This window comes from Pantoea rwandensis (genome assembly GCF_002095475.1).
Classification (GTDB): Bacteria; Pseudomonadota; Gammaproteobacteria; order Enterobacterales; family Enterobacteriaceae; genus Pantoea; species Pantoea rwandensis.
Map to the genome: position 1 here is coordinate 82,869 of NZ_MLFR01000004.1, position 15,969 is coordinate 98,837.

14 protein-coding genes, 1 tRNA gene and 2 pseudogenes are annotated in these 15,969 nt (G+C 52.0%); 12 read left to right on the plus strand and 5 right to left on the minus strand.

The window, feature by feature from the left end; all coding sequences use genetic code 11:
- Positions 1-399 precede the first annotated feature (399 nt).
- From HA51_RS06800 to HA51_RS06815, 4 genes and pseudogenes are all read left to right on the plus strand, one after another.
- Positions 400-1,794, plus strand: coding sequence for an MFS transporter (locus HA51_RS06800; RefSeq protein ID WP_084933589.1), 1,395 nt, complete (start codon positions 400-402; stop codon positions 1,792-1,794).
- Positions 1,795-1,870: 76 nt separating this feature from the next.
- Positions 1,871-2,893 carry a LacI family DNA-binding transcriptional regulator gene (locus tag HA51_RS06805; RefSeq protein WP_084933591.1) on the plus strand — a complete coding sequence of 341 codons (1,023 nt, stop codon included), beginning with the start codon at positions 1,871-1,873 and terminating at the stop codon, positions 2,891-2,893.
- Between the two features lie 12 nt (positions 2,894-2,905).
- Positions 2,906-3,888, plus strand: a pseudogene (locus HA51_RS06810) (nucleoside hydrolase).
- 285 nt (positions 3,889-4,173) lie between these two features.
- A complete protein-coding gene (locus HA51_RS06815; protein WP_084933594.1) occupies positions 4,174-5,394 on the plus strand; it encodes an MFS transporter in 1,221 nt (406 codons plus the stop codon).
- Here the strand turns inward: HA51_RS06815 and HA51_RS06820 are convergent.
- The 3 genes from HA51_RS06820 to HA51_RS06830 form a co-directional block, all read right to left on the minus strand.
- Positions 5,391-5,855 carry a YbaK/EbsC family protein gene (locus tag HA51_RS06820; RefSeq protein WP_084933597.1) on the minus strand — a complete coding sequence of 155 codons (465 nt, stop codon included), beginning with the start codon at positions 5,853-5,855 and terminating at the stop codon, positions 5,391-5,393. The two genes, HA51_RS06815 and HA51_RS06820, sit on opposite strands and share 4 nt — an antisense overlap.
- A 95-nt stretch (positions 5,856-5,950) precedes the next feature.
- On the minus strand, positions 5,951-6,745 hold the full coding sequence (gene fhuF / locus HA51_RS06825) for a siderophore-iron reductase FhuF (protein WP_084933599.1): 795 nt from the start codon (positions 6,743-6,745) through the stop codon (positions 5,951-5,953).
- 71 nt (positions 6,746-6,816) lie between these two features.
- On the minus strand, positions 6,817-7,911 hold the full coding sequence (locus tag HA51_RS06830; RefSeq protein WP_084933601.1) for a GGDEF domain-containing protein: 1,095 nt from the start codon (positions 7,909-7,911) through the stop codon (positions 6,817-6,819).
- Between the two features lie 229 nt (positions 7,912-8,140).
- Here HA51_RS06830 and HA51_RS06835 point away from each other — a divergent pair, with 229 nt between their 5' ends.
- Positions 8,141-8,425 (plus strand): DUF1435 domain-containing protein, encoded by a 285-nt coding sequence (locus HA51_RS06835; protein WP_084933604.1) that lies wholly within the window; start codon positions 8,141-8,143, stop codon positions 8,423-8,425.
- A 101-nt stretch (positions 8,426-8,526) separates the two neighbouring features.
- Here HA51_RS06835 and HA51_RS06840 read toward each other — a convergent pair.
- Positions 8,527-8,613 (minus strand) — tRNA-Leu (locus tag HA51_RS06840).
- Positions 8,614-8,754: 141 nt separating this feature from the next.
- Positions 8,755-9,789: a 16S rRNA (guanine(1207)-N(2))-methyltransferase RsmC gene (gene rsmC / locus HA51_RS06845; RefSeq protein ID WP_084933607.1), complete on the minus strand. Its 1,035-nt coding sequence runs from the start codon at positions 9,787-9,789 to the stop codon at positions 8,755-8,757.
- A gap of 106 nt (positions 9,790-9,895) precedes the next feature.
- Here rsmC and HA51_RS06850 point away from each other — a divergent pair, with 106 nt between their 5' ends.
- The 7 genes and pseudogenes from HA51_RS06850 (at position 9,896) to HA51_RS06880 (ending at position 15,966) form a co-directional block, all read left to right on the plus strand.
- Positions 9,896-10,306 carry a DNA polymerase III subunit psi gene (locus HA51_RS06850; RefSeq protein WP_084933610.1) on the plus strand — a complete coding sequence of 137 codons (411 nt, stop codon included), beginning with the start codon at positions 9,896-9,898 and terminating at the stop codon, positions 10,304-10,306.
- Complete coding sequence (gene rimI, locus HA51_RS06855) at positions 10,278-10,718, plus strand: ribosomal protein S18-alanine N-acetyltransferase (protein ID WP_084933613.1); 441 nt, start codon at positions 10,278-10,280, stop codon at positions 10,716-10,718. The genes HA51_RS06850 and rimI overlap by 29 nt, the downstream gene beginning before the upstream one ends.
- A gap of 11 nt (positions 10,719-10,729) precedes the next feature.
- Positions 10,730-11,410 (plus strand): pyrimidine 5'-nucleotidase, encoded by a 681-nt coding sequence (gene yjjG, locus HA51_RS06860; protein WP_084933616.1) that lies wholly within the window; start codon positions 10,730-10,732, stop codon positions 11,408-11,410.
- A gap of 865 nt (positions 11,411-12,275) precedes the next feature.
- Positions 12,276-12,851, plus strand: a complete 576-nt coding sequence (locus HA51_RS06865; protein WP_084933619.1) for an SH3 domain-containing protein — start codon at positions 12,276-12,278, stop codon at positions 12,849-12,851.
- A gap of 25 nt (positions 12,852-12,876) precedes the next feature.
- Positions 12,877-13,371: a type VI secretion system lipoprotein TssJ gene (tssJ, locus tag HA51_RS06870; RefSeq protein ID WP_211282913.1), complete on the plus strand. Its 495-nt coding sequence runs from the start codon at positions 12,877-12,879 to the stop codon at positions 13,369-13,371.
- 9 nt (positions 13,372-13,380) lie between these two features.
- Complete coding sequence (tssK, locus tag HA51_RS06875; RefSeq protein WP_084933624.1) at positions 13,381-14,721, plus strand: type VI secretion system baseplate subunit TssK; 1,341 nt, start codon at positions 13,381-13,383, stop codon at positions 14,719-14,721.
- A gap of 19 nt (positions 14,722-14,740) precedes the next feature.
- A pseudogene (locus tag HA51_RS06880) lies at positions 14,741-15,966 on the plus strand (DotU family type VI secretion system protein).
- Positions 15,967-15,969 lie beyond the last annotated feature (3 nt).

A 15,969-nucleotide genomic window follows, 5' to 3' on the forward strand; every position in this document is an offset into this window, starting at 1 on the left:
TATGACGATTTTTTGGTTACGCGCATTAGATGTAATGTCATGAATTGACGCCATTTTTGTCTTTTTCACCCGAGCCATAGTGAAGATAAATTAATTGTTTTCACTTTTATCACTTGATTTATCTACGCGCGTAGATAGACTGTATCCACAGTGATAACTCACGGTGCCAGTGACGAAGTTGGCCTTGAGATGACCCAGTTACATTTGCCTTACTAATGCGATCGATGAAAATTACATCGGCGAGAACAGGCGAAGAAGCGAATTCCAACACCAGGGGAATTCTTTAACTTTCATCCAGGTATGCCCACTGAACGTCGCCACCGGGGAGTTCCGCTTGTTGCAAGGGAGCCGACCCACGGAAGGGCGTTTGCTGTTTTCACCTATTTCAGGGAAATGGTTATGACGGTACATCAGTCCGTTTCGCAACAAACTTCACTGACCTCCTCTTCAGCCGCCGATATGCGGTTGGAAACCTCTTCAGGCCGCAAAGATTTCTGGCGTGCCACTTTCTCATGTTGGCTTGGCACAGCAATGGAATACGCGGATTTCGCGCTCTATGGCCTGGCTGCCGGTATTATTTTTGGCGATGTGTTTTTCCCTAACGCCACCCCGACCATGGCTCTGCTTTCAAGTTTTGCGACCTGGTCTGTGGGGTTTATCGCCCGTCCGATTGGCGCTCTGCTGTTTGGTTGGATAGGCGATCGCAAAGGCCGTAAAACAGTCATGATCGCCACCATCATCCTGATGGGCGCTTCCACCACCCTCATCGGTCTGATTCCTTCCTATGCCAGCATTGGCGTCTGGGCACCTGCTTGCTTGGTATTACTTCGCTTTACTCAAGGTTTGGGTGCGGGTGCCGAACTCTCTGGCGGCACCGTTATGCTGGGTGAATACGCACCGGTAGAACGCCGTGGCTTGGTTTCCTCGGTGATTGCCTTGGGTTCTAACAGCGGTACGTTGATCGCCTCGCTGGTATGGCTGGCGGTGATTCAAATGGATAAAGAGAGCCTGCTTGCTTGGGGCTGGCGCATTCCATTCCTCAGTAGTGTATTGATTGCAGCGGTCGCGCTGTGGATTCGTCGTCATCTGCGCGAGACACCGGTCTTCGAACGTCAGCAAGCGGAGCTGCAAGCCGAGCGTAATACCACCCTGCAGCATGCTGCCGCTGAAACTGATACCCGCAGCTTCTGGCAGCGTAGCCGTGCATTCTGGACCATGGTCGGCCTGCGTATCGGAGAGAACGGCCCATCCTATCTGGCGCAGGGCTTTATAGTCGGCTATGTCGCTAAAGTGCTCATGCTTGATAAATCTGTCCCTACGAAAGCGGTGTTTATTGCCTCATTGCTAGGCTTCTTGATCATACCTTTCGCCGGTTGGCTGTCTGACCGTTTTGGGCGTCGCATCACCTATCGTGTTTTTTGCCTGCTACTCATGGTCTACGCCTGGCCCGCCTTCAGTCTGATGGACAGCCACGACCCGGCGATTGTGATCCCCGTGATTGTGGTGGGAATGGCATTAGCTTCGCTGGGCATCTTTGGCGTACAGGCCGCGTGGGGTGTTGAGCTGTTCGGTGTAAAACACCGTTACACCAAGATGGCAGTTGCGAAAGAGCTGGGGTCTATCCTTTCTGGTGGGACCGCACCTTTAGTGGCTGCAGCGTTGTTGTCCTTTACCGGTCACTGGTGGGCGATTGCGGTGTACTTCTCCGCGATGGCGACTATTGGTTTCCTGACCACGTTTGTGGCGCCGGAAACGCGTGGACGCGATCTCAATCTGCCAGAAGATGCGATCTAGCGCGTAGCGGGATGTGAATTAAACGTTGCTATTGGCCGGGGTTCCGGCCAATAGCATTTATGCAGAGGCAAGAGCATTGGCGAAATCTCCAAGCGGGAATGTGACACGCAGTGATGTGGCAAAAGTCGCCGGAACCTCAGTGGCGGTGGTGAGTTACGTCATAAACAACGGTCCGCGTCCGGTGGCAGAAGCTACGCGCCAGCGCGTACTGGAGGCGATAAAACAAACGGGCTATCGGCCCAATGCCGTGGCGCGTGCGCTAGCCTCCGGCAGCACCAAAACCTTTGGTTTAGTGGTGCCAAACATCAGCAACCCCTTCGTTGCCTCAATGGCGCATGTGCTGTTGCAGGAGTCGCTTAACCACGGTCACGTCATGTTGCTGGGCGATGCCGGGGATGATCGCAAACGTGAACTGGAACTGATTCAGGGGTTATTAAATCGTCAGGTTGATGGCCTGTTTTATAACAGCGTCGATCGCCATCCCTATATTGATGTGATTCAGGCCAGTGGAACCCCCTTTGTGATGCTGGATCGCGTAGAGCCGCGTCCCGGCGTCAGTATGTTGCGCGTTAATGAACGTGAAGCCTCGCGACAGGTGACGGCGCATCTCCTTAGCCACGGCTATCAGCAGGTGGGCATGATCAGTGGTCCGCTGGATATGCTTAACGCCCAGGATCGTATTCAGGGCTGGCGCGAAGCCATGGCAGAAGCAGGCTTACAGATTGATGAAGCCCAGATTTTTCCAGCCAGCTATACGCGGCAAGGCGGCTATGACGCCGCTAAACAGATGATTGCCAGCGGACGCGTTCCGCGTGCGCTGTTTACCAGTAATGAAGGCCAGGCGATTGGCTGCATTCGCGCACTCTCAGAGCATGGATTGCGCGTGCCGCATGATGTTGCGCTGGTGTGTTTCAACGGTACTGATCAGTCGGCGTTTCATGTCCCAACGTTGACCACCGTACGTCAACCGCTGCGTGAAATGGCACGCAGCGCTATAGCCATGCTGAAAAATTGGGATGGCGACGCGCAACTGGCGGAATTCCCTCACTATCTCGAAATCGGTGAGTCCTGTGGCTGCCAGCTTACTCCACTAAAATAAACTTATAATGATATGAAAAGACTGATTATTGATTGTGATCCAGGGAATGGCATTGCCGGTGCCAATACAGATGACGGCCTTGCGCTGGCATTGGCGTTGCTTCGCCATCGTTGTCGGTTGAGCTTATTACAACCGTCACCGGCAATACGCCCAGCGCGTTAGGTGCGCGTGTTGCCAAGGACCTGCTACAGCGTCTCGGCCTGAATATTCCCGTGGTACAGGGTGCATTGCAGGCGCTGCGGGAAGATCCTGCACCGTGGCGTGCACGGCTTGATGGGGTTCAGGATGAAAAACTAGGGGAGCTGTGGCGTGGGGTGCGTCAGCCACAGATGCTGGCGGCCGATGGCAATGATGCAGCAGGCGTGATGGGGCAGCTGATTTGCGATAACCCCGGTGAGTTTACTCTGGTTGCGATCGGTCCGTTGACCAACGTCGCACAGGCGTTGCAGCGTTATCCGCAGATGGCTGAATCCGTGGCAGAGATTGTGATCATGGGCGGGGTGTTTTCACTGGATGATTACATCAAAGACACCAACTTTGGCCTCGACCCTGAGGCCGCGCATCAGGTGCTGCACAGCGGTGCGACCATCACGCTGGTGCCAATGGATGCCACGACGCAGACGCTCATGACACACCAGGATCTCAATCGTCTCACCGCCAACGATCATCCTTTGCCTCAGTTTGTGCGTGAAACCCTGCGCCCATGGATTGATTACTCCATTCGCACCCGCCATTTGCCGGGCTGTTGGATCCATGATGCATTGGTCATTGCCTGGTTACTGAATCAGCGCGTAGCCGATGGAGTAGACTACTTTGTCGATATTGAACTGCGTGCCGGTGCAACACGGGGTAAAAGCTGGCGTTATCGCACGCCACTGCGTTTGGATATCGGTGTCCCCCAGCAGGCTGGTGCGCTGGTGCATGTGATGCAAACGGTGAACAACGCATTGCTGCTGGAGATGATTGAAAAAGCGTTTAATGGGATGCAGCGCTGATGAAAGGATGTTCAGCGGCGGCGGGATTTATTCCGTAAATTGACCTCTCTCGCCGTTTAATCTTGGCACAAAACATTGCGCCGCAGCCCTGCGGTGCATTGCTCTAACCCCCGACACGCCTGCTTACAAGCCGAATTACTCCCTGACAATTCCCTGCCGCAGCCTGCCTTTCTGACATGCTATATACAAATGGTTAACACAATAATAACCAGTGAAATCATTCGCTGGATAACGTTCCAATAAATTTCGGTCAATGAACCGGAAATAATCAGACAGGATACCCCTATGTTTAACTGGACTGCGACCCAGCGAAACGTGGCTTTTGCCAGTTTCGCTAGCTGGACGTTGGATGCGTTCGACTTCTTTATTCTGGTGTTTGTACTCAGCGATCTTGCCCAGTATTTCAACACCAGCGTCTCCGATGTTTCTATTGCCATTATGCTTACGCTGGCGGTTCGACCGATCGGCGCATTAATCTTTGGTCGTTTGGCCGAAAAATATGGCCGCCGGCCGATTTTGATGCTCAATATCGTGATGTTCTCATTATTTGAGCTGCTCTCTGCGTGGTCACCCAATTTCACCGCATTCCTGGCGTTCCGCGTGATCTACGGTGTCGCGATGGGCGGTATCTGGGGTGTGGCATCGTCACTGGCGCTGGAAACCATCCCTGATCGCTCGCGCGGTCTGATGTCTGGCATCTTTCAGGCGGGTTATCCGTGCGGCTATCTGCTGGCATCGATTATCTTTGGACTGTTTTTCGAAACGGTCGGTTGGCGCGGTATGTTCCTGATTGGGGCATTGCCGATTCTGTTGCTGCCGTTTATTTACTTCAAAGTACCGGAATCACCGGTGTGGTTGGCCGCGCGCGAACGTAAAGAGAGCACGGCACTGCTGCCGATTATCCGTCAGCACTGGAAGCTCTGTATCTATATGGTGCTGCTGATGGCCTGCTTTAACTTCTTTAGCCATGGTACCCAGGATCTCTATCCCACCTTCCTGAAAGTGCAACATCAGTTTGATCCGCACACCGTGAGCATTATCGCCATCAGCTACAATATTGCGGCGATGCTCGGCGGTATCACCTTTGGTGCGTTGTCAGAGCGTATTGGCCGTAAGAAAGCGATTATACTGGCGTCCTTCCTTGCACTGCCGGTATTGCCATTGTGGGCGTTTTCAAGCGGATCCTGGATGATTGGGATTGGCGCATTCCTGATGCAGTTTATGGTGCAAGGCGCGTGGGGCGTCGTGCCAACGTATTTGACCGAACTGGTGCCTGCGAATGCTCGCGCCGTGCTGCCGGGCTTTGTCTATCAGCTGGGGAATTTGATTGCCTCAGTCAATGCCACCTTGCAGGCTCGTATTGCTGAGGCGCACGGCGGCAACTATGGACTAGGAATGGCGATTGTCGCGGGTACAGTGGCGGTGCTCATTTGCGTGTTTGTGGCTTTTGGTCGGGAGACGCGTGGCATTGAGATCTCCGGTACTGTCGCCCGTCAGGAACGTTAAAGCGTTTCGCAAACATCGACCCATTTCGCTGCAGTGAGATCTGCCATCCGCTGCGGCGAAATGCGTACCGCGCTGTGAATCGACCCCGCCGCCGGTAAAACTTCATCAAAGCTACGCAGTGTGACATCACAATAGACGGTCAGTGGATTTTCTAACCCAAACGGACAGACGCCACCGACCGGATGACCGGTCCAGTTCACCACTTCATCCACGCTTAGCATGCGTGCTTTGGCCCCCAGTGTGGCTTTCAGCTTGCGGTTGTCGAGGCGGGCATCACCACGCGTGACAATCAGCACAATGGCATCTTTTACTTTTAACGACAGCGTCTTGGCGATTTGTCCCGGCACCACGCCATGAACGCGTGCGGCCAGTTCTACCGTGGCGGTGCTTTCTGGCATCTCGATGATATCGATATCCGGTGCATGTTCGGCAAAGAAGTGTTGTACCGATTCCAGGCTCATTTTTTTCTCCGTCAAAAACAGAGAGTAAAAGCTGCCATAAGGGCGGAAAAGTGTAAACGAGATAAAAAGAGAATCTGTAACAGAATGCGCGAGGGTTACACCACTTTTAACGTGCAGTTACCGCAGCGTTCAACATCCGGGATACGGTAACGCTGGCAGCAGCTGCGTCGTTCCATCTCACCGTTACGCGGGATCATGGTGCGATACAGGGGATTATCGCTGCCATCCAGCAGGGTTAGGGTAAAGAACAGCGCCTGCTCCAACTGTGCGACAAGGGCTTCAGATAGCTGGCTTTTTAACTCACCGAGGAACCAGTAAAACGAAAAGCCCATATTGTTCCAGATGAGTTTTGCGTTGATATCGCCGTGCTGCGTCATGCCATTCACAGCAGGAATCAGGCATTGCTGGATCAAGCGATCGATGCGTTGCTGGGCACTGAGATAGCGTGCTTCTTCATCTTCCTGCACATCAATCCAGAAGGCGCAAGGGTGACCATTTTCATGGAATTCCACATGAATCAGCGGCGGTGTGCATTTCAGCGCTCGGGGTTCTTGTAACAGCATCAGCATCAGCGGAGGCAACAATAAACCAAAATACCACTGTGCCCACAGCGATTGTAGCGGCTTGGCTTCCTGCTGTGCATCAGGGTGATTGCGGTAGAGGTAGTCGCTGTAATGCTGCGTCAGACGGCGGTAATGAACGGGTGTTGACCACTCAGCCAGCGTCAACGTGCCTGCAGGGGCGGATTGCCCCAGCTTGACGTTGTCCAGCATATAACTGCGTTGATCACGCATCAGATCTTCCAGCGCGCTCGCTAAGTTGCGATCGCTCTGTATAAAGATCAGGGGATGCTCGCTACAGCGATGATCCTGACGCGTGATGATGGGCATGCCGGTCCTGAGTGATAACGGGAATCGAGGAGAAAATGATAATCGTTACTGTCTTTCTGGACAAGATCACCTCAAATCAAATCGTTACTCACCTGCGTCAATTTCGGTAAATCTTCCCACGCCAGAATGGTATTACGTCCCTGATTTTTCGCCACATACAGTGCGCGGTCTGCGTTTGAAACGGCCTGATCGAAATCTTCAGCAAAAATCGGCGCGATACCGGCGCTGATGGTAACGTGGGTGGAAACTTTTTCATTAAAGCGATGCGGAATCTCCAAATCCACCACATATTGACGAATGCGCTCGGCGAGTTTCATGGCAATCGAGGCGTTGACGTTCGTCATCAGCACCAGAAACTCTTCACCGCCATAGCGTGTCACAACATCGCGTGAACGTACTGCATCACGAATCGCCACTGAGACACGGGCCAGCGCCTGATCGCCCATCGCATGGCCGTAATTGTCGTTGTAAGCCTTGAAGTGATCGATATCGAGCAGCAGCACATAATGGCTGCCCGCATGGTTTTCCAGAATGTTATCCAGTCGGTTTTTCAACCCGCGTCGGTTATACAAACCGGTTAGCGGATCGAGCATACTTAAATCACTGAAACTCTCTTTTTCTTCATACAGTTGACTCACTAAACGACGCGTAAAGGAATCAAAGCGACGGCGCATTAAATGATGCAGAGAAAAACCGATTAAAGGCAGGGTAATGGTGAATATAATCATCATTAAATGCTGCCCATCATCTAATAACAGTACGGTTAATACGGGGGGCGTGATGTGTAAACAGAATGCAATCAAATAATCACTTAGCGCAATAGCACTGATAAAGAATACGCTTAACAGGCTGATTATTAAAAAGCTGCCATCGAAATAGAAAACCAGATGGTATCTGTGGTTTATATGCCATGCCCATAGTGCACCTAATATCAGCGCGACAGGATTTAATAGCGGGAATTTTTGTTTAGGCATGACTAAACAAAGGGTGAGCAAAGTCAGGCTAAAAGCCGCGACCAACCCCACGGGTAGCGATCTTACCGGGCTATCTGTACCTAAAAACGGTAACAGACAAAAAAGCGAAACGGCGACATTTAAAAACAAAAAGAGCATCAGCGAGAGCCGATATTTGCTGTGTTTCAACTCATCATAAGATTGTAATTTCATTATTATTACTCGTGACAGCCCTGAAATATCAAAGCGCTACCCGAGGGAATTAATCCCCTAAACCGGATAGTGAGCACGTTATTGTTGTGTTTTCAAAATAGTTATCGGCGGCAATCTAGCATTTTTGAGTAAATCTGTCATCCGGCGTGACTTATAAGAAAAAATTCGCTGCAAGATGAGAAATATTGTCATATGATAATACGAATATTTATCATTTGAGGGTTGCGCGATGATCATGGCGATGATGGCTGCCTGCGGCTTATGGGGCGTGAGCTGGATGATGGGTAAGCGCCTGGACAGCGGCTGGGGGGTGTTACTTCCCTGCGCGGCATTGCCGATCTTTGCGCTGTGGGAACCGAGTTTTAGCCAATGGCGTGTGGTGATGATAGTCGCGCTGTTGCTCACCATTGTGATGTTGTTCCATCATCGGCTGCGTCACTATCTGCTGCTCCCTTCATGCCTGGCACTCGCGGGCGGTGCCGCAGCAATTACAGTGAACTTCCATATTGTTTAATGCGGTTTGCTAAACGGCAGAAACGACAACATCACGCCAAGTGCGTGATATTTTCAAATTGCTAGATTTGGGGATTTTACTGCCAGGAAGGTAAGACAACGTGGTGCGAAGGGAGGGACTTGAACCCTCACGTCCGTAAGAACACTAACACCTGAAGCTAGCGCGTCTACCAATTCCGCCACCATCGCGTACCGTGTAATACCTTTCAGTATTACTAACCACGGAGGCGCATTTTAGAGATTTTACTCAATGCGTCAACAGATATTTCGCGACGATAAAACGATTGCTGAAAAAAACAACGCTTTCACCGCCGCGCGGCGAAAAATCCGTCACTTACGCGCTTTGGCACCGCGACCGTATACCGCACGGTACACTTTGAAACGTCCAGTCTGTGCCAGCACTTCGTGGTTGCCGAAGGTTTCATCGAGAATCTGCGGATAAGGCAAGAAGGCGTTCGCCACGATACGCAGTTCGCCGCCGCTGTTCAGATGCTTGAGTGCCCCGCGGATCAGCGTGTTTGCCGCATCCAGACTGGTTTGCAAGCCATCATGGAACGGTGGGTTAGAGATGATCATATCAAAACGACCGGTGACATCTGAGAAGACGTTACTGGCGAACACTTCACCTTCCAGTTCGTTGGCGGCCAGCGTCAGTTTACTGGCTTCGATGGCTGCCGCATGCACATCACACAGCCACAAACGTATGCGTGGGGAGATCTGTGCCATCACGGTGGCGAGCACGCCGCTACCACAGCCGATATCCAGTACTTTGCCACGGAAGTGCGGCTCCAGCGTGGAGAGCAGCAGATCGCTACCAATATCCAGCCCATCGCGGCTGAATACACCCGGCAGCGTGTGAATGGTGAGGTGTTCGATCATGTAAGTGTTGCCGTAGTTGCTGGCATCAAAGGTTGGCTGCGTATCCAGACGACCATGATAGAGCCCGCAACGACGCGCACTGTCGACTTTTTCCAGCTTTGCCCAATCTTCCAGCATGCCTTCTGCGCTACGCACGCCAGCACGGTTCTCACCGATGACAAAAATGTCGCAGCCAACGGGCAGCAGAGACAGCAGGTTCTGCAACTGGTATTGCGCTTCCGGCTTGTTCTTCGTCCAGTAGTAAACCAGCGTATCGCAGCCTTCAACATCGGCAGCCGTTGCCACCATGCTGTACACCGCACGTTCACCGAGGCGACGGCTCAGGTTCTGCCAGTGATGGTATTGCTGAGTATGTACACGCGTTGAAGCGGTTTCTAGCTGGGCGGGCAGGTCATCCTGCAGGTCACCAGCAAACAGCACATTGCGGGCGGTAAATTCATCACTGTGGCGCAGAATGACTTCGCTGGCCGGGGTAAAAGCAGACATGGAACGCTCCTGTTAAATCAGAGCGGGGATTATAGTGCTTTGTTGGCGCATGTTCGATGGGTTTGCTAGCATAGCGTCGCATTCTGGCAGCATAACGGGTAATAGCATGAGCACAAGGCGCGACTGGCTTCTACAGCAAATAGGGATTACGCAGTATCAATTGCGGCGTCCACGCGTATTGCAGGGCGAAATTGCCGTCACGCTTTTGCCCGGCACACGTCTGGTCATGGTGGCTGAACATGCGCCGACGCTGCAGGAACCCTTAATTCGCGATGTGCTGCACGCGCTGAATATTCAGCCTGCGCAAGTCATGACGCTGACGCCAGAACAACTGCCTATGCTCCCTGAGCAGGTCGATTGTGCCGGCTGGCTGATGGGCGTAACGAGCGAATATCCCTTTAACGGCATCACCTTCAACACTGCCGTTTTCAACGAATTGATCAGCAGCGGCGCAGCCAAACGCGCCCTGTGGCAACAGATGTGTAACCATGACAGCCATCTCTTTAGTCACCCCTGAAGACCAGCCGCAACTGCTGGCAATTGAGCGCCGGGCGCATGCCTTTCCCTGGAGCGAGCAGACCTTCAACAGCAACCAAGGCGAACGTTTTGTTAATCTTCGCTTGGAAACCGAGGGTAAGCTGGCGGGATTCGCCATTACCCAAGTGGTATTGGATGAAGCATCGCTGTTCAACATTGCGATTGATCCCGACTTTCAGCGTCGAGGTTACGCACGCCAGTTATTGCAGCATTTGATTGCTGAACTGGAAACGCGTGACGTGATGACGTTGTGGCTGGAAGTGCGTGCTTCCAACCACCCGGCAATTGCTCTTTATGAACAGCTCGATTTCCATCAGGTCAGCGTACGGCCTAACTACTATCCCACTGCCAACGGGCGTGAAGATGCCATCATCATGGCGCTAACTCTGTAAGAAGGGACACTATGTTAAATGACTGGGACTGCATCCTGTTTGATGCGGATGACACACTTTTCCATTTTGACGCCTATGCCGGTTTGCAGCGCATGTTTGCCAGCTATGACGTGCATTTTAGCGATCAAGATTACGCTGATTATCAAGCTGTTAACAAACCATTGTGGGTAGATTACCAGAACGGCACCATCTCAGCCTTGCAGTTGCAAACGCGCCGTTTCACCTTATGGGGTGAGAAGCTTAGCGTTGCGCCAGAAGTTCTCAACAGCGATTTCCTCAGCGCGATGGCCGACATTTGTCTGCCACTCGACGGCGCAGCTGAGTTGCTCAACGCGCTGAAGGGTCAAGTGAAGATCGCCATCATCACCAACGGCTTCACCGCTTTGCAGCAGGCGCGTCTGGAGCGCACGGGGTTCCGTGACTTCTTTGACGAGCTGGTGATCTCCGAACAAGTGGGGGTGCCAAAGCCGGATGTGGCGATTTTCGATCATACGCTGGCATTGCTTGGCAACCCGGATCGCCGCCGCGTGTTGATGGTGGGTGATACGCCTGAATCCGACATTCTGGGCGGGATAAATGCGGGAGTGAAAACCTGCTGGATCGATCATGGCACGCGTCCGTTGCCAGAAAATATTATCCCCACCTGGCAGGTCAAAACCTTGGCTGAGCTTGAATCCATTCTTATCTCTTAACAATTTCAACTCCCGTTTAGAAAGTAAAAAAACCAGGCTTCTACAGTGAGTCTGGTTTTTTTATCGCTATTTCCCATCCTCTTGGTTTATTTCGCTACACGACCCTGCTTTCTTCGCGTTTCTGATTTTGAGGTAAAAATCAGATCCATCTGAATGATGACTATTTTTAATAGTAAAAAGAGACAAATCTTTCCTCTTGTTAACATCCATTCATACAATTAAACGTTTACTAAGGTTATTCTTAGCTTTTCGAACAAAAAATGTTCTAATTTGCGATAAGCATATTTATTAAGATTTGCTAAAGTTAATTTTCTCTACTACAGCTGCGTTGTAATTTTGTCAGGGTTATGTAAACTTCAGCTCAGCTTGTCAATGGATTGATTGTTTTTACGCCAACGGGATGGTTTTACCACGCTCGTGCGGTAGCTATGTTGCTATCATCAATTCATATCTTATTGATATGCATACAATAAATTCATTGCACCCCATTAAACTTATCTTGCAATGCTTTTGTCCCCGAAGTTGCAGTCAATGATTTAGTCTCATCAGGCATGATGATTTTCTGACTATGGATGTCATAAGAGGAAGACGTAATTATCGTTCTTTACCGTTTCGCTTACAAAGATCCGATCATATTTCTGATCAATCTGTAACGTAATGGCATCTCTTTGCCGACTTTTTTATCAATTTTGTCGCGCTAAAAATACTTTATGCAAACTGATCAATATTTAACTTTCCCTGCGGTAGTCTTACCGCGCGGTGAGTGCGGTTATTTTTTAAACTGGCACTGAAGTGTGATTTTTGACTCCTTGCATCTTCAGTTCGCCATGCTCACAACCGGCCGTTGGCCATTTTTTAAGCATCGATGGAACTAAACATGAACAAAATGGTGAATCTTCGTATCGCACTGGGCTTGATGTTTGTTTTTGCTGTGGTGGGCTGTAAGGCACCACCAAAGATGACGGATGACACGATGGTCAGCAGCACTGTGGAAGGTGTGACGTTTACACACCGCTTCGCTGTCCAACCTCCGGCGCAATTTAGTCCTGTCAATGAAACGTATCGCGCGCTCTATCCTGCCTCGGTCATGACTCGCCCGGATTTCAGCGGCAAAGTCGTCAGTACACTGCAGAGTGGTGAAACCTATACCGTCATCGGACAGGTGGAAAACAACTGGCTGGCATTAGGCGAAATCCCGCAAGGGGATGAACCTCAGGCGGAAGACAAAAAGGCGACGGAACAAACCACCAAGCCAAATCAATTGATTGGCTACGTTCCTTTCCGCGCTGTAGTGAAAAGCGAGCTGTATGACCAAACCATCAAAGCCGATCAGCCAAAACGTCGCGCACGTGTAGCCAGCAAGAAAAAAACCTGTGTCTCTGTCGATGGTGATAGCAAAGCCTGCCAGAACACCAATAGCGGCACGTGGATCATCAATTAATCGGCTGAGCAGGGAGGGCTGATTGATGGCCATGAGGCGAATAAAGCAAGGATTTTGGTTGCTGCTGGTCATGACGTTGGTGGCATGTAGCAGTAGCGAACCGACTAAGGTGGCGCGTTTTAACCTGAATTTCCAGGCACATCCCCAGATTAACGCAGGGGCGCCACTGAAAGTGCGGGTGATGTTACTCACCTCGGATGCGGAGTTCATGTCCGCGGATTTTTATTCGCTGCAGAATCAGCCCGCCACGGCGCTGGGCAGTACGTTGCTCAATAACCAGCAATTCTTCCTGATGTCGGGTCAGCTCAGTAAAACGTTGAGTGCCAAAAGCCTGCCAGAAGCGCGTTATATCGGCGTGATGGCGGAGTATCAGGCACTGGATGGAAAAGTCTGGCGCCTTGCGCTGCCCTTCCCTGATGGTGAGAACAGCGCTTTCTGGCAGTTCTGGAAAAGTAACGACGGCGAATTGAATGCTCGCATTGTTGCAGACGTCAATGGTCTTCGCTTGGTTAAGCAGTAAAGGATGAGTATGAACAGAGCCGAAAAAGTGGTCTGGACTGAGGGAATGTTTCTGCGACCACACCATTTCCAGCAATCAGAAAACTATCTCCACAATACTTTGCGTGATTGGGGACAGTCGCAGCGCGCCTATACGTGGGGATTTTTTGACCTTGAGTTTGACGAAGCACTGCTGCGTCAAGGCAAGCTGGCACTCAGTGCAGCCAGCGGGTGTTTACCCGACGGCACCTTTTTCTCATTTAGCCAGCCGCAGCATGGCCCGGCACCCCTGGCGCTTGCCAGTCATGTCGATCGCGCCAAAGTGGTATTAGCCATCCCTGCACGACGTAACGGTCAGGAGTCCGTCGCTTTTCAGGATACTCAGGATTCTCTGGCGCGCTATCTGGCCTGGGAAGCTGAAGTGGAAGATGATAATGCGATGGCGGTGGGCGCGGCGACCGTACAATTTGGCAAATTGCGCTTACGGCTCATGCTGGAGCAGGATCTCACTGCGGAATGGACGGCCATGGGCGTGGCGCAGGTGATTGAAAAGCGCAGTGATAACCAGCTCCAGCTCGACAGCCACTACATCCCGCCGATGCTGACGCTCACCGCTAGCCGCCCACTTCAAAGTATGCTCAATGATGTGAATGGGTTACTGACGCAGCGTAGCCAGTTATTAGGGCAGCGCGCACCGAGTTCTGGCCGTTTGAACAGCGCCGACATGGTTGATTTCATGTTGTTGGCATTGCTGAATCGTCAGCTTGGCCTGCATGCGCATTTACAACATCTTCCACAATTGCATCCTGAAGTGCTCTATAGCCATTGGCTGCAACTTGCCGCAGAACTCAGTACGTGGATGCCCTCGCGCACGCCCGATGCCTTGCCCCTTTACGATCATGATGATCTGCAGGGCTGTTTCAGCCGCCTCACGCTGATGCTTCGTCAAGGGTTGTCGCAGGTCATGGAGGAGAGTGCGATTCAGCTACCGCTGACGCAACGTTCCCATGGACTCAATGTGGCTACCGTGCCGGAAAGTAGTATGGTCCACGAGTTCGGCTTTGTACTGGCGGTTAAAGCCAGTATCCCCGCAGAGACATTAAAAACCCATTTCCCCGCGCAGATGAAAGTGGCACCGGTCACCAAGATCCGCGATTTGGTTCAGCTGCAACTACCTGGGTTAGCGCTTAAAGCTATGCCTGGTGCGCCACCGCAAATCCCTTGGCACGCGGGTTACAGCTACTTCGAACTCGATAAAAACAGTGAGTTGTGGCAGGAGATGGAGCGCTCCGGTGCGTTCGCCCTCCACCTTGCCGGTGATTTTCCGGGCCTGAACATGGAGTTTTGGGCCGTTCGCAGTCAGTCAGAATAATCAAAACTGAGCACGCAGCATGATGCAGGAACAACAGAAACCTAACAGTGATGTAAGCCACCAAAACGTTCTGGTGGCCGCTGCCAATCCGCTGATCAATGCCATCCCTCAAATTCGTCACTCGGTATCCCATGACGATCCCGCGCGTTTGCGTCAGCAGCTAATCGACCAAATTCGCCGCTTTGAATTGAGCTGCCAACAGTCTGGGCTGAGCTACGAAGTCATCGTCGGGGCTCGCTATTGTCTGTGTACGGCGCTAGATGAAGCCGCAGCGCTGACACCTTGGGGGAGCCGTGGTGTCTGGACCAGTAATGGCCTGCTCGTGACGTTTCATAATGAAACCTGGGGCGGCGAAAAGTTTTTCCAACTGCTGGCTAAGCTGTCGCAAAATCCGCGGCAGCATATATTAATGCTGGAGTTGATCTATTTTTGCCTGGTACTGGGTTTTGAAGGGCGCTATCGCGTGCTGGATAACGGTCGCTCACAGCTGGAAACCATTAAACAGCGCTTGCTGCAGATGATCAAAAGCGTGCGTGGCAGTTACGCGGCGGCATTCTCTCCGCACCCTACCGATCAGCCCGTGTTGCGTAAGCTTTGGCGCCCCATGATCCCATTGTGGGCCTGTGCCGCAGTTGCCGGATTCGCTGCCTGCCTGTTCTACATCATCCTTAACTGGCGTTTAGGTGACTACACCTCACCTGTCTGGCGAACATCTATCAGACGTCGTTACCGGAAGTACAAATTCGCAATCCTGCACCGCCGCCGCCTGCCTCGCTAAATCTTAAAGCTTTCCTCAAGCCAGAAATTGATGCTGGCCTGGTCGCCGTACGAGATGAGGCCGATCAAAGCGTGGTGACACTAAAAGGCGATGGCCTGTTTACCTCTGCGTCTACGGAGGTGCGTGGCCGCTATGAGGCGGTGATCCAGCGTATTGCAGCAGCAATGAACAACGTCAGTGGGAAGATTCTGGTGATTGGCTACAGCGATAACGTGCCCATCCGCAGCGCGCGTTTTGCATCCAACTATGAACTTTCGCTGGCCCGTGCGCAGTCGGTACAAACCCTGCTGCAACAACAGCTGGCACAACCTGCACGCGTAAAAGCTGAAGGGCGCGGGGAAAGCCATCCGCTGGTGCCCAATACCAGCGCTGAGAATCGTGCCCGAAACCGCCGTGTAGAGATCACGCTGTTGGTCGCACCGGATGCAACACAGTCTGAAATCAACGGCTTGGCGAGAGGGAACTGATCC